Genomic DNA, 20,307 nt, shown 5'->3' with positions numbered 1-20,307 from the left:
TTGACTGTTAACTGTTGACTGTTAACTGATTTAAAAGATACGATCGCCCAACCAGCTTCCCAGCCACAGCCCAAAACCGGAAGTAGCCACCAACAGGATAACCGTATAAAGCCCGTTGCCGTTGTGGATCAACCTTTCAGCAGCTACCATCCGCGCCACAACTCCAGCAATAATGCCGATCGCAGCCCAAGCCCCATAAACAGCCTTAGATCCGGCGATAGCCAAAGCTTGGACGAGATCCCCCGAACCCGCCCCAGCAAAAACCCCCGCCCACGCCCCAATCCCCAGCCCGATCGCACCTCGGAGCCCGACGGGGCCGCCAGAATTGACGCCTAGTTCCGTCGCCAGCCCGCACATCAAGCCGACAAGCGCCCAACACACGGCCGCCACCAACGCCTTAACCCAATTCCCAGAAACCGTTCCCGCCATCAATCCCACCACTGCCACCACTCCCCCTACAGCCAAAACAGCAGCCACAGCCCGATACTGGGCCTCGGAACTGGCGATCGCCCCCAAACCAGCCCCAACTGCCCCCCAAGCAGCCCCTGTTACCATTCCTCCCGCCTGAAAACCAGCGATCGACCCCCCCACCGCCCCAGCCAAAACTAACGCCGCCAGCCACACTCTAGGCGTTGCCGAACCCTCCGCCAGCAAAATCGCGGCCCACAGCCAATCTGCACCGCAGATTAAAGCCCACATCCACAGCGGGGCGGCTGATTTCGTCAAAATCCAACCGGTCAAAGCGTAACTCACCACGGCGATTGCCAGCGGCCACCAAGGGAAGCTTGAATACTGTTGAGATGGGCGCACTTCCCTCGGCGGGATTCGTGGTTTTGAGTATTGAGTTGAAAATTCTGTTTTCCTTCTCGAAGTAAGCTTTCGATAGTTTTGAGATCGCCCTGCTTTCCTCGCAACGCTTCGCCCTGGTTGCTTTGTGCCCCGCCACCCTGGGCGACTGTGAGTGGTAAATCGTTTCTTTCTTGAAGAGTTTTTTTGAGTGAGAAATTTTTTGGAGGCGGCTTTTGGGCGGGTTTGACGGCGCTCTTGACCAGGCCTGGCGGCTGATTTTGCAGAACGCCTTCTCAGGGGTTTTTCCGGCGCAGGCGGTGGTGGCTGCTGAAACTGTTGTTCGATCGACCTCGATTCAGGCTGACTCAGAAACAACACCAACTCCTGGTAAGCTTCATTAATTTCTGTTAATCTTTGGTGAGCTTTTTGTTGCAGGCGATCGTTGTGGGCAAATCGATCGGGATGCCACACAAACGCTAAATCCCTGTAAGCGCGCTTAATTTCTTCTAGGGAAGTTCCCGGCTCAATTTCGAGGATTTCGTAGCATCGATTAATGTCAGCCATAGGCTTGGGGCAGGTGTTGGTAAATTCGCGTGAAGCGAAGCTATCCCCTAGGGAATCGTACTTAACATCTTCTACTATTCTCAGCCAAGCTGCACATTGACACTCTGGGCCCTATAAGCGCGGAGATTCTTAACTCGTAGGGAGTCCAACGACCTTGCCCTCCGGGAAGCATCTTGACGGTATGTCCTACCGCTGCAAGTCCTCGTCGTAGAACTACTTGGGCTGCGGCAACATCTCTATCAGTTGTATACCCGCAGCTATTACATTTGTGGATACGTTCTGACAAATCTTTTTTACCTGTCTCAACTCCACAGTTAGGGCAAATTTGACTGGTTTTTCTAGAGTCAACTTCCAGGAAAAAGACTCCACGCTTAAAACAACACTGTTTCAGGATGTTGAAGAATTGTCCCCAAGCCGCATCTAGGCAGTGCTTGGCTAACATTCCCGCAGCTAGAGCTTTGCAATTTAAGTCTTCAACAAATATCATTCCTGCCTGATTGCAAAGCAAGTGAGCAGTACGCCAATGAAAGTTCTTGCGGGTGTTGCTTATATGTTCATGGAGTTTTGCCACTTTCGTTTGAGCTTTACGCCAATTATTTGACCCAAGTTTCTTTCTGTTGACTCTTTGTTGCAGCAATTTAAGCTTGCGTTGAAGGTCTACAAAAAACCTCGGTCTTGGTAGTGTTAGCCCAGATGATGTAGCGAGAAAACTGATTAATCCTACGTCGATTCCTACTGCTTCTCCTGATGGTGTTGCTTGAGGTACAGATACACCCCATTGCAAACTAAGCATCACGTACCAACCGCTAGCTCGTTTAACAATTCGAGCTTGTTTCACCAAGGCATCACCAGGTATCTCCCTTGATTGTCGGAACTTAACCCAACCTATTTTAGGTAGGTTAATCATGCCGTTTTTCAAAGGCGATTTCCCCAGTTGTGGAAAAACAAAAGATTTACAGCGACCAGGCTTCTTGTACCGAGGAAAGCCAAAGTTTCTCTCCCACATTGAAACAAAAGCTTGTTCTAACCGTTTAAGTGTTTGTTGTAGAACTTGCGATTGAACTACCCTCAAAGCGGGGATTTTTTCTTTTGCTGCTGTTAAACTTTTGCACTGAGAAGCATAAGTAGGACGCTTAGCATCAGCAGGAATAATGTACTCGGAATGTAGGGAACAAGCATTAACCAGGCAACTACGAGACTTATACCAAGCCTTCCGTTCAGCAAGTGCGTAGTTATACACCCGCCGACACTGTTCTAGCCAGTCTTCAAACAGTGAAACTTGGCTGACGGTAGGTTTGAGCTTAAACTCGTAGGTTAGAGAAAACACTTGTAGTACCTCCTTGTCTCAGTATGGTACCATACTGTTACAAAGGGACAACACGATTTATAAGAAAAAAGCCGCCCTAGAAGGGCAGGGCTTTAAACCCATTTTCTCGGTAAGCCGAGATCCGATCGAGTGTCAAGCGTCCTCAAGTCTGCGGGCCATCCCTAGGGTCGATCAATGCAGGCGGACAACTGAGTACAATGAGAAAATCCTTTCGTGCCGCAATCTGTGTCAGTGTCGGAAAATCAAGCTCCCACCTTCATCTTAGTTGACGGCCACTCCCTGGCCTTTCGCTCCTACTTCGCCTTTGCCAAAAGTCGAGACGGAGGCTTGCGAACGACAACAGGCATTCCCACCAGCGTCTGTTTTGGCTTTCTCAAGTCGCTGCTGGAAGTAATGGCCGCCCACGACCCCCAGTACATGGCGATCGCCTTTGACCTCGCCACGCCCACATTTCGCCACGAAGCAGACGACACCTATAAAGCCGGTCGAGCCGAAACACCGGAAGATTTTAAGCCGGATATCAAAAACCTGCAAGAACTCCTCACCTATTTGAATTTACCTGCCATAACTGCTCCCGGCTACGAGGCGGACGATGTTTTGGGAACTTTGGCAAACAAAGCCAGCGCGGCGGGTTATCAGGTCAAAATCCTCACGGGCGATCGAGATTTGTTTCAATTAGTAGAAACCGAAAAACAAATCAGCGTATTGTATTTGAGTACGGATGAACTCAGGCGATCGGGCAAAGGGAAATCCCAAGAATACGGCCCGGAAGAAGTCAAAGCCAAACTCGGTATTTTGCCCGAACAAGTAATAGATTACAAAGCCCTCTGCGGCGACAAATCCGATAACATCCCCGGAGTTAAAGGCATCGGCGACAAAACCGCCCTGCAATTGCTGGAAGCTTACAATTCCCTTGATGGAATTTATGCAGCCATCGACGAGATTAAAGGAGCAACTAAGAAAAAGCTAGAAGAAGGCAAAGAAGCTGCTTATCATTCTCAACGCATGGCGACAATTGTCCAAGACGTGCCATTAGAAATCAACTTAGAAGATTGCCAGCTTATAGGTTTTGACGAATCAGCCTTGATTCCCATGCTGGAAAAGTTGGAATTTAAAACATTTTTAAGCAAAGTGCAACAAATTCAAAAGCGCTTTGGCGGAATTCTTCTTAATGAAGAATACGCCTTATGGTTTTGGAGTTATGCTGATACCATAGCCGATCAGGAAGCAAAAAAATTACCGATCAAACCCCAGACAATTCAAACAATAGAACAGTTAAAGGAATTAGTCCAACTGCTGGAAACCTGCACCGACAAAACTACACCCGTGGCGTGGGATACCGAAACCACCGCCCTCGAACCGCGAGACGCGGAATTAGTCGGAATTGGCTGCTGTTGGGGAACCGGTGAACAAGATGTAGCTTATATCCCAACCGGACACAAAACGGGCACAAACTTGGATAAAGCCACAGTTTTAAATGCTTTGCGTCCGATTTTGGAAAGCGAGAATTATCCCAAGGCGCTGCAAAATGCTAAGTTTGATAGATCGATCTTGCGCTGTCAAGGAATCAAACTAGCAGGAGTCGTCTTCGACACCATGCTAGCCAGTTACGTACTCAATCCAGAAACTAGCCACAGCCTCAGCGAATTGTCAAAAAAATACTTAGGTATTGTCGCCAAAAGTTACAAGGAATTAGTACGAGGAAAAAACCAAACAATTGCTGACATCAGTATTCCGGCGGTAGCCGACTACTGCGGCATGGATGTTCACACCACATTTCAGTTAGTAGCTAAACTGAGAACCGAATTAGATAAAGCTGATGAAGCTAACTTTCCCGATAAGTCTTTGCACAAGTTACTGCTGGAAGTAGAACAGCCTTTAGAACCTGTTTTAGCTGAAATGGAATATCAGGGTATTCGCATTGACACAAAATATCTTAAAGAACTCTCCGACCAACTGGAACCGCAATTAGCAGCCATTGAACAAAAAATTTATAACGCCGTACCTCTTGATGATTTCAAGGCTTATCTCGCAGAAAAAGTCGAACAGATTGAACCAACTTTAGGGACGGTTCCTCAGAAAGTTTACGAAGCCGTACCCAGTGCAATTTTAAAGCCTTATCTCAAGAAAGTCTTGCCAAAAAATAACCTTGATTTGGCTGAAATTAAGCAGAAAGTTCACAGCACAGCACCCAGTGAAATTTTAAAATTGAACTCACCAGCCCAGTTGAGTGAACTGCTGTTTGACATACTCAAGCTCAATACCCAAAAGTCTCGTAAAACCGCGACAGGCTTCTACTCCACGGATGCTGAATACCTAGAAAATTTGCAAGGAGACCATTTTGTTGTCGATGCTATCTTAAACTACCGTACCCTGCAAAAGCTTTACTCTACCTATGTAGATGCTATACCGAAGCGGGTGCGTCCCGATACTCAGCGATTGCATACTGATTACAATCAAACTGTTACAGACACAGGTCGTCTCTCTTCTTCTAATCCTAATTTGCAGAATATTCCCATCGGTACGGACTTTTCTAGGCAAATTCGCAAGGCATTTTTGCCGGAAGAAGGTTGGTTGATGGTGTCGGCTGACTATTCTCAAATCGAACTGCGAATTTTGGCTCATTTGAGTCAAGAACCTGTGTTAATTGAAGCTTATCAAAATAACCGAGATGTGCATACCGTGACGGCTCAACTTTTATTTGAAAAGGAAGAAATAACTCCCGACGAGCGCAGGTTTGGCAAAACGATTAATTTTGGGGTAGTTTACGGTATGGGTGCGATTAAGTTTGGTCAATCGATGGGTAAAAGCTCAGCAGATGGCAAGGAATTTATTCGCCGATTTAACGAGCGTTATAGTAAAGTTTTTGAATATTTGGAGAAACTTAAAAAAGAGGCAATCGCGAACCGCTATGTTTCCACAATTTTAGGTCGTCGTCGCTATTTTGAATTCGAGGGTAAAAACCTCAAAGAAGTCAAAACAAATCAGCAAAAAGCAGAAGATATTAACCTTGATGAATTCAAGGGAATGAGTGAAAATGACGCCCAATCTTTGCGGGCCGCAGCCAACGCTCCCATTCAAGGCTCTAGTGCTGATATCATTAAACTTGCCATGATTGAGGTACACAAAATTTTGCAAAACTATCAGGCGCGACTGCTGCTGCAAGTTCACGACGAATTAATATTTGAAGTCCCTCCCGATGAATGGGAAGAATTGCAACCAAAAATTAGAAGTGCGATGGAAAGTGCTCCGACAATTATAAGTGCGATGGAAAATGCTCTGCCGAAAAATACAAGTGCGATGGAAAATGCGCCCGGTATGGTACCGCTGATAGTTGACATCCACGCTGGGCAAAATTGGATGGAAACTAAATAAAACACAGAAATATGAGCCAACTTAAAATCGCCATTTTCCCCAAAATAAAAACCTTAAGTGCAGTTGCTATGCTATTGCTACTATTTGGTTGTCCGCAAAAGTTTCCACCGAATAACTATGCTGTCAAGCGAGTCAGCGACGGCGACACCCTTGTCGCCAGCGATGCCGCCGGGAAAGATATAAAAGTGCGTTTTGCCTGCATAGATGCACCGGAAGTCGCGCACACAAATGCTGAAAAAAATAGCAAAGCAGCAGCAAAAAAAAATCAATTTAAGTGGGGAAATCTAGCGCACCAAAGAATGCAGCAGCTAGTCAAACAAGGGGGTGGTCGCGTTGTTTTGACCGTCACCGATACTGACCGCTACGGCCGCCAAGTTAGCGAAGTTCGCTTGCCAAACGGCACATTTGCCCAAGAAGTTTTGACCCGCGAAGGATTAGCAATGGTTTACCGTCCTTACTTGAAAAATTGTCCGAGTGCAAGTATTCTGGAACAAGCGGAAGCAGAAGCTAAGAAAAATCGCCGCGGCGTTTGGGGAGATTCTAAATTTGTTCCCGCGTGGGATTTTCGCAAGAAATGATTTAGTCATTGGTTATTGGTTATTGGTGGTTGACAGTTGACTGTTAACTGTTACCAGTTCTCCATGCCCCATGCCCCACGCCCAATTCTCCATGCCCTATGCCCTATGCCCAATTCCCAATTCCCCAACAAATGTGATAGGCTCCAGATAAACTAATAGACTGCTGACAAAAGCGGTCTATTGCAATCACCCAAAATTAACTTTACCGGACATCAATGAATATCAAACATCTGGTTATTTCCGGCATGGCCCTGCTCCTCGGTACTACAATCGTAGGAAATGCTATTGCTCAAGGACTGACGGACGACCAAAAAACGGTTGTTTGTCGCTTGAAAACTGAATTTGATCAGCGGAAAGGCAACGGTCAAAAATTAGTATTTGTGCCGTTGCTGGGCCAAGTTCGCAAGCAAGTTTCATCTCCTTTTAGAGCCACGCTGCATCCTAATGTGGAGTATGTTTTTGTTGCCACTTGCGATGGAAATTGCCAGGATTTAAACTTATCTCTCAAGGATGCAAGCGGTCAGGAAGTCGCTGTGAGTCAAAAAACAGGCGAACTGGCGTCAATCTCTTTTACTCCCCCATCCCAAGGCGAATATCAAATCAGTGCTAAGCCTGGGGAATGCACGACGGCAGAGGGTTGCAGTTACGGCCTGGGAATCTTCGTTCCAGCAAGTGCTAGCGTACCTAATGCTTCAAGAATTCCTGCTGAGATAGCACAATTTCGACTTTGCCAGTAGGGGAACAAGGATAGAGTTGTAGGTTGCCAGGAGAGTAGAGTTTTTAATCAGAAATCTAACTCATAACTTGCAACTTATAACTCGCAACTTATCTCGCAACCACGCCCGACGGTGAGTAGGTTCTTAATCACTCAAACCCTCCCTTTGACTGTTTCTTCCTTCTTTCTTCTTCCTTCTGCTATAATTTGTTACGCATAACTCATCCAAACTGTCAAGCCGATCGAGCTGTGGAACCCTGCAAAGGCCCAATAACTGCCGAAAGCTGGCTTGAAGCCAGAACTTTATTTACCCTCAGACAGGCATCAATTAGAATATAGATGGTGCCTCTCAAAGGTGACGAGTACATTGCCCATGTCTTTAACCTTAGCTTTGAAAAATCAACTGCAGAACCGTCCTCAAATAGGGTTGAAAAGTCTGTTGGGCCGCTTGGGTATCAGGCAGAAAATCGGCTGCGGATACGCCTTGGTCATTGGTATTGCCGTTTTGGGTGCTGTGGCGGGACGGGGAGTAGAATCCTATCACAAACAGCAAGTTAGAGAAAAACTAGCGATCGACCGAGACAAAGCGGAAATCTTAACAAATCTCAATCACACGGTGCAGGAAGTCAGAATTCAGCAGCAAGAGCTCGCGAGTCTGACGGCCAAACCGCAAATTTTCGATCGCGAACGATCGGAATTCCTGACTCGCGTTGCTCAGATGAGCGGCATCCTCGAACAACTGCAAACTCTACCGCCGACGAAGAATCCCGATGTTGCCAAAGACTACCAACAGCTTCAACAGTTCGCTCAAGCCAACGGCAAAACCGTAGAATCATACTTTCAACAAGTACAAAAATTGTTGGCTGCTGCCAAATTATCTGCTTTGAATCCGCAACAGCAGCAGGCTTTCGGGCGGAACTTGAACAATTTTGTGGCCGGCGAAACTGCTTTGAAACTCAAACAGTTTTCCGAGGATTCAGCCCAACTGGCCGTCAACTTTCGCGAGAAAGCAGACGAGGCATTGAGAACCTACGAAAATGCCGAAAAACTCGGAACTCTCATTCTCGTAGGCTCTCTCTTGATATCAGGTGCGATCGCAGCAATTCTAGCAGCATACACCAGCGGGGCGATCGCTCGCTCCTTAGAAGCCACAACCCTCATCGCTCAGCGAGTGACAGAAGAATCTAACTTTGACTTGCAAGTACCCGTCACTACTTCCGACGAAGTGGGAATGCTAGCAATTTCCCTCAACGAACTAATCCAAAGAGTAGCGGAATACACAGAAGAATTGCACGAAGCAAAAGTAGCAGCCGAAGCTGCCAACCGCTCGAAAAGTGCATTTCTCGCCAACATGAGCCACGAACTACGCACCCCCCTCAACGCCATCATTAACTACAGCGAAATGCTGCAAGAAGATGCTCAAGATTCGGGTTCAGAAGACTTTCTGCCAGACTTAGAAAAAATTCAAACCGCCGGCAAACACCTGCTGGATATGATTAGCGACATCCTCGACATTTCCAAAATAGAAGCCGGTCACGTCACCCTTTATTTGGAAAACTTCGACGTGGCGACCATGATTGAAGAAGTGATGACTACGGCTCAACCGCTAGTAGAAAAAAAAGGCAATTCTTTAGCACTGAAAACCAAAGGCGAACTCGGTACAATGTACGCCGACCAACCGAAAGTGCGGCAAATTCTCCTTAATTTGCTCAGCAATGCTGCCAAGTTTACCGAAAAAGGCGTCATTACTATCGGCGTCGAAAGAATGAAAATAGAAAAATCAAGACCGACCAAACAAAATAAAAATAATGATATTCACTCTGGTTCAAGCTACACTTCTCAAGTTTTAATGTTTCGAGTCAGCGACACCGGCATCGGCATGACAAACGAGCAATTAGAGCAGATATTTAAACCTTTTACCCAAGCTGATGCTTCGACTACCCGCAAATACGGAGGGACGGGTTTGGGATTGACAATTAGCCAGCGTTTGTGTCAAATTCTCGGCGGCGAAATTAGCGTTGAAAGCGAAGACGGGAAAGGTTCTACTTTTATTGTCAGTCTCCCGGAACGGGTTGTGATGCAGGCATGAAGTCAATCGATTTTAGATTTTAGATTTTAGATTTTAGATTAAAGAATTGAAGCATTGACCCTACGGATCGATTCGGGGGGCAAGTTTCTCGGATACAGGTTTTTTATTTCTGGACGAATGAATCCGGGGGCTTGTATCCTGGATGCTTGATTGTCAGGCAAGATATGGATTTGGACGCGGATACACGGATTAATGATTGAGCATTTGTCATATCATGTCCGGTCAATTAACCATAATTCCTGTAGGGGCGGGTTCGCCAAGATATTGAATAGAAACGGGAAAATCTGTAAACCCGCCCCGGCATTTAATCGCGCTCAATCATCGGACATGATATCAATAGTCAGGAGGCAGATATTCCAGGAAAAAGAAAGAGGGAGGAAGGAAGAGGAAAATTTTAAAATGTATTGATATATCAATTATCACAATAAAGAATAATTAACAACCCGGACTTACGCACAGGCTCTATCTGTAGGTGCGCGTTGTGCACCTTACAGATAGGGGTTCTGCGTAATTTTTGATAATTCCCAGGTCAAAACCTGGGAATATAGCAAGCCTAAAGAAGAAAGCCTTGTACAACAGTAGTTTTCAAGACTCCTTCAAAAGTGCGTTCTGTCTTGTCCACCAGCACAACGACATTGCGCCGGTTCGGAGACAAACGAACTTCTCGGATTGAATAAGAGAACACCCAATCTTGAAAATTGTTTAGCGATCCGAGGACACGCTGCCGACCGTTATGATTAATTACAAGACGCATGGCGGCGCTTTCTCTGCCAGCAGAAGCATTTTTTTGCCGCTGTTCTAGGCGAATTTGTAAAGGCTTTGCTGTATTGACTCTGACGGCGACTGTCTCGCTTCCATTAGCTCCGGGAGTACGAGAAATAATGTTGAGTTTAGTTCCAGCGTGAGGAGGAGTTAACTTCAAAGTTTGCCTGCTATTCCAAGTTTTTTTAAGCAAGTCATCTTCTGCCATTTTAGTGCTTTTATTGGAGTCTGGTTCGCCATATTTAGTTTCGATACACCCATTTCTGATGCAGGAATTTGCAGCAACTTGGACAATTTGCAATTCTGCTTTGGGAATTCCCGCTCCTGTATCTCTGGAACTTTCTAGGTACAAGTAGTAATTGCTGTCGGCGGAAAAACCAGACATCCGGTGTGCGGCACGCCAGGTACTTGCCAAAGCTTCAGGGGCTAGTGCGATCGCGGCACTTGCTATAATTCCTAACGAAATTAAAGGTAAAATTTTCATAGCTATCTTTTCCATGTGTGAGAGTTATAGCGGCTGTTATTGATGAGTAAAACAATAACGCTTCGGGTTTCGCTATAGGACTGTGACGGTTCTCAAGTCCTCTCTCCTATTTACATGAGTGTTTCTGCATTTTCCGCAGCAGGAGACTGTTTAAGAATGTGCCGTTTTTTCAAGTGGCACTAAAAAGCATTTTTAATGTGATATTTGGCCTTATCTCACATCTTGCACTATTCTCAAGAACAGGCTTTTCGGCCTGTTCCACAAAAAGTGAATTTTATTCTTGTGGAACAGGCCGAAAAGCCTGTTCATAAAAAGCTTATTGACAATGGTGCAACATCTCAGTCTTATCCAAGAGTCCAACTTTTAGGCGCGAAAGTTTGCTTTTCCTTGCGAGGGACTGCTACACAGGACGGAAATACCTATCTCAAGATAGGGGAACACCGATCCGCCCCCTCTCCGCAACTGCCTACAATGACTATTGTACGGGGAATTAAGCAATTGCCTCTACAGCAGTCATCATTTTTAATGCAGGGAATTAAAATTTATGCAACCAAATAATCCAAACCAATTTACAGAAAAAGCCTGGGAAGCCCTCGCCCGCACCCCCGAAATCGTCAAAGCAGGTCAGCAGCAGCAGCTAGAAAGCGAACATCTTATGAAAGCTTTGCTGGAACAAGAATCGGGACTCGCTAGCAGCTTGTTTAACAAAGCGGGAGTTTCTGTAGCAAAATTGCGCGATCGCACTGATGAGTTTATCAGTCGCCAGCCCAAAATCACTGGAAGCGGCGGCAACGTTTATCTAGGTCGTTCTCTCGACACTTTGCTCGATCGCGCCGAAACTTATCGCAAAGAGTACGGCGATGAATTTATTTCGATCGAGCATTTGATACTAGGTTACGTTAAGGACGATCGCTTCGGCAGAAATCTACTACAAGAATTTAAACTAGATGAAGGCAAGCTCAAAGATATCATTACCCAAGTCCGGGGGAAGAACAAAGTGACCGATCAAAATCCAGAAGGCAAATACGAAGCGCTGGAAAAATACGGCCGAGATTTGACAGAAGCCGCGCGTCAAGGCAAACTCGATCCGGTAATCGGACGGGATGACGAAATCCGCCGCACGATTCAAATTTTGAGCCGTCGCACCAAAAATAATCCCGTATTGATTGGGGAACCGGGAGTCGGCAAAACTGCGATCGCCGAAGGACTCGCCCAGCGAATTATCACCGGAGATGTGCCGCAATCTCTCAAAGACAGACAATTAATTAGCCTAGATATGGGCGCGTTAATTGCCGGGGCAAAATTCCGGGGAGAATTTGAAGAACGCTTGAAAGCGGTGCTCAAAGAAGTGATGGACAGCAACGGCAAAGTCATCTTATTTATCGATGAAATTCACACCGTTGTCGGTGCGGGTGCGACTCAAGGATCGATGGATGCCGGTAACTTACTCAAACCGATGTTAGCGAGGGGAGAATTGCGCTGTATCGGTGCTACAACTCTCGACGAATACCGCAAGTACCTCGAAAAAGATGCGGCACTAGAACGCCGTTTTCAACAAGTTTATGTTGACCAACCAACAGTTGAAGATACTGTCTCGATTTTGCGGGGCTTGAAAGAACGCTACGAAGTTCACCACGGCGTGAAAATTTCTGACAGCGCCCTAGTGGCGGCGGCTACTTTGTCTACTCGATATATTAGCGATCGCTTCCTTCCAGACAAAGCCATTGACTTAGTTGACGAAGCAGCCGCTAAACTCAAAATGGAGATTACCTCCAAGCCCGAAGAACTAGACGAAATCGATCGCAGGATTTTGCAGCTAGAAATGGAAAGACTGTCGCTGCAAAAAGAAAGTAACGCTGCTTCGATCGAGCGCTTGGAAAGACTGGAAAAAGACTTAGCAAACCTCAAGGAACAGCAAAGCGCTTTGAATGCCCAGTGGCAATCGGAAAAAGGTGTCATCGGAAACATTCAAAAGATTAAAGAACAGATTGATAAGGTGAATATTGAAATTCAGCAAGCTGAATTAAAATATGACCTCAACCGCGCTGCTGAGTTGAAATATAGCAAGTTAACTGAATTGCAAAAACAATTGCAAGAAGCAGAAGCTCAACTGTCCGCAACTCAAACCACAGGTAAAACTTTGCTGCGGGAAGAAGTCACTGAAGCTGACATTGCCGAGATTATTTCCAAGTGGACGGGAATTCCGATCAGCAAGTTAGTTGAATCGGAAATGCAGAAACTTCTGCACTTGGAAGATGAACTGCACAAGCGGGTAATTGGACAGGATGAAGCGGTGACTGCGGTTGCAGATGCAATTCAGCGATCGCGCGCAGGTTTAGCCGATCCCAATCGTCCGGTTGCGAGTTTTATCTTCCTCGGCCCCACGGGTGTTGGCAAAACCGAGTTGGCGAAAGCATTAGCGTCTTATCTGTTCGACACGGAAGAAGCGATCGTGCGAATTGATATGTCGGAATACATGGAGAAACACGCGGTTTCGCGGTTAATTGGTGCGCCTCCGGGATACGTGGGCTACGATGAAGGTGGACAGTTAACTGAGGCTGTGCGCCGCCGTCCTTACTCAGTGATTCTATTCGATGAAATCGAGAAAGCGCACCCGGATGTATTCAACATCATGCTGCAAATTCTGGATGACGGCCGCGTTACCGATGCTCAAGGTCACACAGTAGACTTTAAGAATTCTGTGATTATTATGACATCGAATGTCGGCTCTCAATACATCTTAGATGTGGCGGGAGATAACGAACAAATGCGGAGTCGGGTGATGGAAGCGATGCGGGGAACTTTCCGCCCGGAATTCTTGAACCGGATTGATGAGATGATTATCTTCCACGGTTTGAGTAAGACGGAACTGCGGCAGATTGTGCTGTTGCAAGTTAAGCGCTTGGAAAAACGGTTAGCCGATCGCAAAATGTCTCTGAAATTGTCGGAATCTGCGATCGACTTCTTAGCAGAAATTGGTTACGATCCGGTTTACGGTGCGCGGCCTTTGAAGCGGGGAATTCAGCGCGAGTTGGAAACCCAAATGGCGAAGGGTATTTTGCGGGGAGATTTTGCTGACGGCGATACCATTTTTGTGGATATCGAGAATGAAAGGTTGGCGTTTAAGCGGCTGCCGGCACAGTTGGTGACTGCGAAATAATTGGAGTAGGGTGGGCTGTGGCCCACCTTATTTTTTTGAGGCGATGGTTCTTTTTTTTACTGCTGATGGACGCGGATGGGATTGCGGGCGATCGTTCTTAAGGGCGATCGTTTTCTGATTTATCTTTTTTGAGCTCTTGGCGATCTCTGACTGCTTTAGCTGCGACATGGGAGAGAAGGTTTGCGAGGGTTCTATCTTCTTCTTCGGCCCATTCGGACAAGGCTTGATGAACGTCTTCTGGCAGTGTAACTGTAACTCGCATTCGTGAAGGCATAGGTGGGCACGGTTTTACTTCAATTGTCTTAAATTTTACACTGCAAACCCTTTCAGTATGGCGCCGTCTTCAACTCGGGCGATCGCTCCGGGATTGGTCCTTTTTCTGCTCTTGGCGCTCTCTAACAGATTTCGTCAGCAGGTAAGTTGTCAAACTGCTAACGGATCTGCTTTCTTCTTCTGCCCATTCTTCCAGAGCTTTTTGAATTTCCTCTGGTAGGTATGCGGTAACTCTTCCCCGTGAAGCCATTCGTTGCACTACAAAAAATCTCAATACAGTCCATCTTACGCTGTTTTGAGTTAAGACCGATAAAAATATTTCATTTTAAGTTGTTTTAAATTATTGTACGTCATTGTGTGTTATAATACCACCTGTAAACAGTCAAAAGCCAGCCCCTTACTGTCCAAGGTTCCGGGCTGGCTCTGGCTCCAACATTCAATGGAGACAAATTCTATGATGACATACAAAGAACGCTTGTGTTGTTGGGCGATCGCCCGTTTGTTACCCTCTGAGCAATGGATAATTGTTGCCCGCTTCCGCAGTCGTTCAGATGCAGACGGGCATTTTCAGTTTCTGCGTCAAACTATACCCCACGTTAAGTTCGAGGTTGTGTTCGATTCCAGTGGGGACAGTCACCGTTTATCGGCCTTGGGCCGCCCTTCCAATTCCGTCACCAGCGCGTTATAAATGGTAATTTTCGCGGCGGTTTCAGTTAACTAAACATTTGCGATCGCACTTTTTTTGATAAGTGCGATCGGCCGTACCATCTTAGCCAAATCAGAATTTATACTGGGGTGGCCTCAAGACTAAAATTTTCCGAACAGGACTTTATCAACCTTGGGCTGTGGTAAAATGATCGTATCCACACCACTTTCTCGTTACTTAAAAATATGCGATCGCAACTAGAACAAATTACGCTTCAAGACAGAAATGCTGCTGAAATGGAAATTCGCGACAAGCAGAAGCAAATTAATTACGATACGAGAGACTATCCCCTCGAAATACTTGTTCAAAAATATATGGAAGGAATTAACGATGATACTAATAAGTTGTTTATTCCCGACTACCAACGCGAACTTGTTTGGGATGAAGCAAGGCAATCAAAGTTTATCGAATCGGTAATTTGGGGGCTGCCAATACCTTCTATATTCGTTGTTGATATCGGCCATGATGAAAATGATGAACCACGTTTAGAGATCGTATACGGTGCACAACGCATTCTTACCCTAACTAGATTTGTTAACAACGAATTAACCTTAATTGGACTCAAAAAAATAGAGCATTTAAATGGATTTAAGTTTAGTGATTTACTCATGGCTCGCCAGAGGAACTTCAACCGAAAGACAGTTCGGACTATCCAATTAACTGAAGCTGCGAATGAGGAAGTCCGAAGAGATTTATTTGAACGGATACAATCCTTTTAAGGGCAATGTAAATTCATTTTACCTACTGTACAAAATCTGAGGCAACCAGTTTAATAAATGTAGTGGCGCGTATTGAATATTTCCGCAATTAACTGCCATGTCACACTCATGAATACTGTATTTTTAGACTTTAATACACGCGCCAAAGAGGTGAACGATTACTTCATTTTTTTGGAAAGCTTGGAAAAACAGACAACGAAGTTAGCTTTATTCGATACTCGTGGCAAATACCAAATTCAAAGCCTCGATCCAGAGTTAGCAAAAACTCTCAAAGCTAATGCTTTTTTGTTACTGTATAACTTAGTTGAATCCACTATGCGAAATGCGATTGAAGCCATATTCCAGGAGTTCAAAAATAAAGGAATCTCCTTTGACCGACTAAAACCCAAAATCAAAGTGATTGTCCTCCAAAATCTAAAAAACCGTTCTCCTCAGAAAATTCATTTAACAATCAATCAAATCTCTACAGATATCATCACAGCTACATTTGAGCGCGAGGAACTGTTTTCAGGAAATGTGGATGCTAGGTTGATTAAAGAAATAGCAGAAAAATATGGTTTTTCATATCAAACCGACTTTACTAAGACAAAGAACGGGCAAAATCTTGTAGTTGTTAAAAGCAACCGGAATGATTTGGCGCATGGGATTAAGTCTTTTGAGGAAGTTGGACGAGATAAGACAATTAAGCAACTATTAGAAATGATATCGTTTCCGGTTGTATCGGAATGATTTAACCGCAGAGGGCGCAGAGAACGCAGAGGGAGAGAATACAGAGAGGAATAATTCCGATGCTACCGGATTTGATATGAAGGAAGAAGTCGTAGAGTATTTGACGCAAATACTGGAAAATATCAGAGATTATCTTGACAATCAAGAGTATTTGGACGTAACTACAGGTAATCCTTAATTTTAGGCTAAGAAACCGGGTTTCTCGGATGATTTAGGTTGGATGGCGAGATATCTCGGAAGAAACCCGGTTTCTGGGGATGATGCGAAGGCTACTTCCGCACCATCACAGACTTAATTACAGCATTCGGGTGATACTTATTAGTCTGATAAAATCCCCCTTTACCAGCCCCGTAAACCCCCCCAAATTGTTTGCCTTCAGCCTTGGGAACAAACATAATGTTTCTAGTGGGTTGCTTGGCAAATACAACCCCTTCTCTCATTTCATTATCCACGTTATAAGATAAAGTAGCCTTGCCGTAAATTGCCTCAGCTTGTTTCAGAGTCATTCCCGGCCCGACGCCCTGAACTGTTTTATAATTAGCATTGTCAGTCATCAAAAGTTCAATGACATCGGTATCTTTTAGCTTTGTACCCGCAGCGTAGATAATGCGATATTGCACTTTTCCCGATCGACTAACTGTTACAGAATCAAAGTCTACCATAAAAGGAGACTCTACTTTAAACTGCGCCGTGGAACCCAGAGTCTTTTTCAATTGTCCGAAAGTCATCCCCACCTTCGCCGCTCCAATTGTGCGATCGGAAATTGTTAAACTTGCAGCAGGTGTTTTTTGAGCAGTTTTTGCCGTTTCCCCCAGCTTATTTGCACCCCCAAGCGCAACAGCGGAACCGGGCTCGGAAATTAAGGTGAGGTAACTGCCGATCGCCAATAAAACAGCTATCATTGATCCAGACAAAACTTTAAGATTCAACATGACTAATTCTCCTAGATTTCAAATGCGACTATCTACCCGTATCTTTTTGACTATCCTGGGCCTCACCCTCCTAGTTTGGATTCTCAGAGGTGTTGGGATATTGACATTCATTCCCGGTGGTGTTATCTGGATACTGATTTTGTTGTCTTTTGTTGCGGGTATCCTCAGCACTTTACTCCGTCGGTAAGCCAGCATCCGGCAAATAACAAATAAGAATTAACAATTAAAAGTTAACAAATTATTTTAATTTTGATTGTTTGATAGCCTTTCCCACTGTTACATTTAACTGAGCGCCGATCAGCATCACCAAAGAAGAAAGATCGAGCCACAGCAGCAACACAATAAAAGTTCCGATCGTGCCGTAAGTCCAAGTGTAATTGCCCAAGTGCAAAACATAAAACCGAAATAAAGCTGAAAAAAGCGCCCACAAAATAGCAGCAAAAACAGCTCCCGAAAAAATAGGAATATCTGGTTGACGGCGGCTAGGCCCGTAGCGGTAAACAAAAGCAAAGGCTAGTGATATAATTCCCAAAGAAATCGGCCACCGCCACAGCCGCCAAACACCTAACAGTTGCGACTCCAAAGGGCAATTGCCGGCGAGGAGCAAGCAATTTTGAACATCTTTTAAATGGCAATTGGCGACGGACTCCAGCAGGCAACTCTGGCGGGCAATAGCTTGTACGATTAAGTCGCTGACAAAGACTACTCCCGATGCTAGAATTAACAGCACAATTGTACCGATACTCAGCGCCAGAGAAATAAGTTTTGCTTTCCAAAATGGTCGAGTTCGATCGCTGGGGATGTCATGGATACGATCGAGTGCAGCCATCGCCGCGCTCATTACTCCAGAAAATGCCCAAATCGCCCCAAGAAAGCTCACCGAAAACAGCCCTTTACTGCGAGTTAACAGAATTTCTTTGATTAAGCCACCAATCAACTTCCGCACGTCATCGGGTATAACTTCGCCCAAAAGACGGGCGATTTGATAAAGTGTTGACTGCAAAGGTTCAAACAGAGCGATCGCAGATAAGATAGCCAACAGCCCCGGAAATAGCGCCAGCATAGAATTGTAGGCCATTTCTGCAGATAGCCCCGGCAAGCGCTGCTCTCCCGCCTTCGCGCCGACTTCCTTGAGGGTGCCCCAAGTCAAACACCGACAAAACAGCCAAAAACCCCCAAATTTCCGTTTAAGAGCTCTCAGCAGCCTTAAAAGCGCCTTAAACAAAGCTAAAATCAGGTAGCGCAACCAGTAAAAAATGTTCATAGCGCACAGGCAATGGGGCGAAAGATGAGGTACACAAGTCGTTAATTAATTAATATCAAATCCGGTTGCATCGGAATTATTCCTCTCTGTATTCTCTCCCTCTGCGTTCTCTGCGCCCTCTGCGGTTAAATCATTCCGATGCAACCGGAAACGATATAAGCCATTATCAACTCGCAATTGCTAATTCTCAATTGCCAATTCCCAATTCCCCAATCTAAAATCTAAAATCTAAAATCTAAAATCAATATTATGGCTCAGGATGTCAGACAGTGGTTAGATGAAATCAAGCGGCTGCAACAGCAGTTAACAGAAGTTTCGCGCGATCGCGATGAGGCTGGTGAAAGTGCGGCTCAGTGGCGCCAACTGTACAATACCGAAGCCGAGCAGCGGCGGAATGATGCTAAATTAACTCAGCAAAGCATCGCTTCTCTGGAAGCACAAATACAGCAATTACAAAATTTTTCCCCCATTGCGCCCGAAGGCGACGATGCTGGAGTTGCTCGCCAGCAGGAAGTCGAACAACTGCAAACAGTAGGCGAACTTAAAGCTAAGTTAGCAGAAGTTCTCGAAGAGCGCGATCGGGCGATCGAACAAGTTAAACAACTCACTCAAGCCCTCAAACAAGAAGAAGCCCGTCACGCCGAAACTAGCAAAAATTTAACTAGCGCCCTCGGAGATGCCGTTGACTTGCTCACGAAAGCCCAAAATCCTGCCCCTGCAAAAACCGAGACAGTATATTCTTTAGAGATAGTACCTACTCGCACTGCAAATCCTGGCGAAACTGCTCTGGAAATACGTCAAACTTCCGCCCCAGGCAAAAATCCCGCCCAACTTCCACCTTCTAAAAATCAGTTACTCGATTTACCGCCTTTTAGCAATTAGTCAAACGATTAGAAAAAATCATGCTATAAATTATCCGATACCCCTAAATCAGCGGATCTGGGGGATGGGGGTGAGGTTTAATTTTCAAGCAAAAACCACAGTCCGATTGCCATAAACTAAAACACGATTTTGTAAATGATATCGCACCGCCCTTGCTAAAACAACTCTTTCTAAATCTTTACCTTTGCGAATCAAATCAGAGACTTCATCGCGGTGACTGACGCGCACAACATCTTGTTCAATAATCGGGCCAGCATCTAAATCGGGTGTAACATAGTGGGCTGTTGCACCGATAATTTTTACCCCTCTTTCATAAGCCCTTTCGTAGGGATTTGCACCCACAAACGCGGGTAAAAATGAATGGTGAATATTAATCACATTGGGAAATTTTATGATAAAGTCTTGACTTAAAATTTGCATATATTTAGCCAAAACTACTAAATCAATCTTATATTTCTTAAGAATTTCTAACTGTTGTGCTTCTTGAATAGCTTTATTGTCTTTAGTAATGGGAATATACTCAAAGTCGATACCGTATTGTGCGGCAAGAGGCTTTAAATTTTCATGGTTGCTGATAATCAGGGGAATTTCACATCTGATTTCTTGCGCTCGCTGTCGCCAAATCAAGTCTAATAAACAATGATCTTGACGGCTTACCCAGATTGCGATCCGTCGAATTTTATGAGAGAAATGCAATTGCCAATTGGCTTGTAAGTCCTTGGCTATTTCACTAAAAGCCGGTGTTATTTGTTCGGTGGTTAAGTCAAAATCATCTAATTGCCATTCTAGCCTGCTCAGAAATAATCCGGCGGTAAAATCTGTATGGTGATCCGCGTGGATTATATTGCCGTTATGGGACGCGATAAAATTGGCAAGTAAGGCGACGAGTCCTTTGCGATCGGGACAGGCAATTAACAGGGTTGCAGTAGGGCTAGTCATAATATAATGACAAAATTGTC

Annotated in this window: 17 protein-coding genes; 9 read left to right on the top strand and 8 right to left on the bottom strand. The window is 45.3% G+C overall.

The features are described from left to right. Window positions 1-30: 30 nt before the first annotated feature. The gene (locus QUB10_RS18530) at window positions 31-1,353 is read right to left on the bottom strand and encodes a J domain-containing protein (RefSeq protein ID WP_333204382.1); all 1,323 of its coding nucleotides are present in this window, start codon (window positions 1,351-1,353) and stop codon (window positions 31-33) included. Between the two features lie 61 nt (window positions 1,354-1,414). After that, window positions 1,415-2,680 carry a transposase gene (locus QUB10_RS18525; RefSeq protein ID WP_333204380.1) on the bottom strand — a complete coding sequence of 422 codons (1,266 nt, stop codon included), beginning with the start codon at window positions 2,678-2,680 and terminating at the stop codon, window positions 1,415-1,417. Window positions 2,681-2,893: 213 nt separating this feature from the next. Between QUB10_RS18525 and QUB10_RS18520 the strand changes: the two genes are divergently transcribed. The 4 genes from QUB10_RS18520 to QUB10_RS18505 all read left to right on the top strand — a co-directional run bounded on the left by QUB10_RS18520 (window position 2,894) and on the right by QUB10_RS18505 (window position 9,437). Beyond that, window positions 2,894-6,055, top strand: coding sequence for a DNA polymerase I (locus QUB10_RS18520; RefSeq protein WP_333204378.1), 3,162 nt, complete (start codon window positions 2,894-2,896; stop codon window positions 6,053-6,055). A gap of 11 nt (window positions 6,056-6,066) precedes the next feature. Next, window positions 6,067-6,633 carry a thermonuclease family protein gene (locus QUB10_RS18515; RefSeq protein ID WP_333204377.1) on the top strand — a complete coding sequence of 189 codons (567 nt, stop codon included), beginning with the start codon at window positions 6,067-6,069 and terminating at the stop codon, window positions 6,631-6,633. Window positions 6,634-6,848: 215 nt separating this feature from the next. Beyond that, window positions 6,849-7,370 carry a hypothetical protein gene (locus QUB10_RS18510; RefSeq protein ID WP_333052775.1) on the top strand — a complete coding sequence of 174 codons (522 nt, stop codon included), beginning with the start codon at window positions 6,849-6,851 and terminating at the stop codon, window positions 7,368-7,370. Window positions 7,371-7,721: 351 nt separating this feature from the next. Beyond that, complete coding sequence (locus tag QUB10_RS18505) at window positions 7,722-9,437, top strand: ATP-binding protein (RefSeq protein WP_333052777.1); 1,716 nt, start codon at window positions 7,722-7,724, stop codon at window positions 9,435-9,437. A gap of 553 nt (window positions 9,438-9,990) precedes the next feature. Here the strand turns inward: QUB10_RS18505 and QUB10_RS18500 are convergent. Next, on the bottom strand, window positions 9,991-10,683 hold the full coding sequence (locus QUB10_RS18500; RefSeq protein WP_333052778.1) for a DUF2259 domain-containing protein: 693 nt from the start codon (window positions 10,681-10,683) through the stop codon (window positions 9,991-9,993). Window positions 10,684-11,227: 544 nt separating this feature from the next. Between QUB10_RS18500 and clpB the strand changes: the two genes are divergently transcribed. Next, window positions 11,228-13,843 carry an ATP-dependent chaperone ClpB gene (gene clpB, locus QUB10_RS18495; RefSeq protein ID WP_333204374.1) on the top strand — a complete coding sequence of 872 codons (2,616 nt, stop codon included), beginning with the start codon at window positions 11,228-11,230 and terminating at the stop codon, window positions 13,841-13,843. A 97-nt stretch (window positions 13,844-13,940) separates the two neighbouring features. Here clpB and QUB10_RS18490 read toward each other — a convergent pair whose 3' ends face one another. Further along, a complete protein-coding gene (locus QUB10_RS18490; protein WP_333052781.1) occupies window positions 13,941-14,117 on the bottom strand; it encodes a ribbon-helix-helix domain-containing protein in 177 nt (58 codons plus the stop codon). A 69-nt stretch (window positions 14,118-14,186) separates the two neighbouring features. Then, window positions 14,187-14,366: a ribbon-helix-helix domain-containing protein gene (locus QUB10_RS18485; RefSeq protein ID WP_332960054.1), complete on the bottom strand. Its 180-nt coding sequence runs from the start codon at window positions 14,364-14,366 to the stop codon at window positions 14,187-14,189. A gap of 204 nt (window positions 14,367-14,570) precedes the next feature. Here QUB10_RS18485 and QUB10_RS18480 point away from each other — a divergent pair, with 204 nt between their 5' ends. The 3 genes from QUB10_RS18480 (at window position 14,571) to QUB10_RS18470 (ending at window position 16,270) form a co-directional block, all read left to right on the top strand. Further along, window positions 14,571-14,804, top strand: coding sequence for a hypothetical protein (locus QUB10_RS18480; protein ID WP_333052782.1), 234 nt, complete (start codon window positions 14,571-14,573; stop codon window positions 14,802-14,804). 203 nt (window positions 14,805-15,007) lie between these two features. Further along, complete coding sequence (locus tag QUB10_RS18475; RefSeq protein WP_333204372.1) at window positions 15,008-15,541, top strand: DUF262 domain-containing protein; 534 nt, start codon at window positions 15,008-15,010, stop codon at window positions 15,539-15,541. Between the two features lie 72 nt (window positions 15,542-15,613). Continuing rightward, entirely contained in the window at window positions 15,614-16,270 is a 657-nt protein-coding gene (locus tag QUB10_RS18470; protein ID WP_333204370.1) for an MAE_28990/MAE_18760 family HEPN-like nuclease, read from the top strand. 269 nt (window positions 16,271-16,539) lie between these two features. Here the strand turns inward: QUB10_RS18470 and QUB10_RS18465 are convergent, their stop codons facing one another. Together QUB10_RS18465 and QUB10_RS18460 are read right to left on the bottom strand one after the other, a co-directional pair. Further along, on the bottom strand, window positions 16,540-17,202 hold the full coding sequence (locus QUB10_RS18465; RefSeq protein WP_333204368.1) for a hypothetical protein: 663 nt from the start codon (window positions 17,200-17,202) through the stop codon (window positions 16,540-16,542). 238 nt (window positions 17,203-17,440) lie between these two features. After that, entirely contained in the window at window positions 17,441-18,466 is a 1,026-nt protein-coding gene (locus QUB10_RS18460) for a YihY/virulence factor BrkB family protein (RefSeq protein ID WP_333204366.1), read from the bottom strand. Window positions 18,467-18,715: 249 nt separating this feature from the next. Here QUB10_RS18460 and QUB10_RS18455 point away from each other — a divergent pair, with 249 nt between their 5' ends. Further along, on the top strand, window positions 18,716-19,348 hold the full coding sequence (locus QUB10_RS18455) for a hypothetical protein (protein ID WP_333204364.1): 633 nt from the start codon (window positions 18,716-18,718) through the stop codon (window positions 19,346-19,348). 84 nt (window positions 19,349-19,432) lie between these two features. Here the strand turns inward: QUB10_RS18455 and purU are convergent, their stop codons facing one another. Next, window positions 19,433-20,287 (bottom strand): formyltetrahydrofolate deformylase, encoded by an 855-nt coding sequence (purU, locus tag QUB10_RS18450; protein WP_333204362.1) that lies wholly within the window; start codon window positions 20,285-20,287, stop codon window positions 19,433-19,435. Window positions 20,288-20,307: the final 20 nt, after the last annotated feature.

The sequence above is a fragment of the Microcoleus sp. B5-D4 genome, assembly GCF_036705145.1.
In the GTDB taxonomy this organism is placed as follows: Bacteria; Cyanobacteriota; Cyanobacteriia; order Cyanobacteriales; family Microcoleaceae; genus Microcoleus.
The sequence above is the reverse complement of the archived record's forward strand: the minus strand, read 5'-3'. Positions and strand labels throughout refer to the sequence as shown.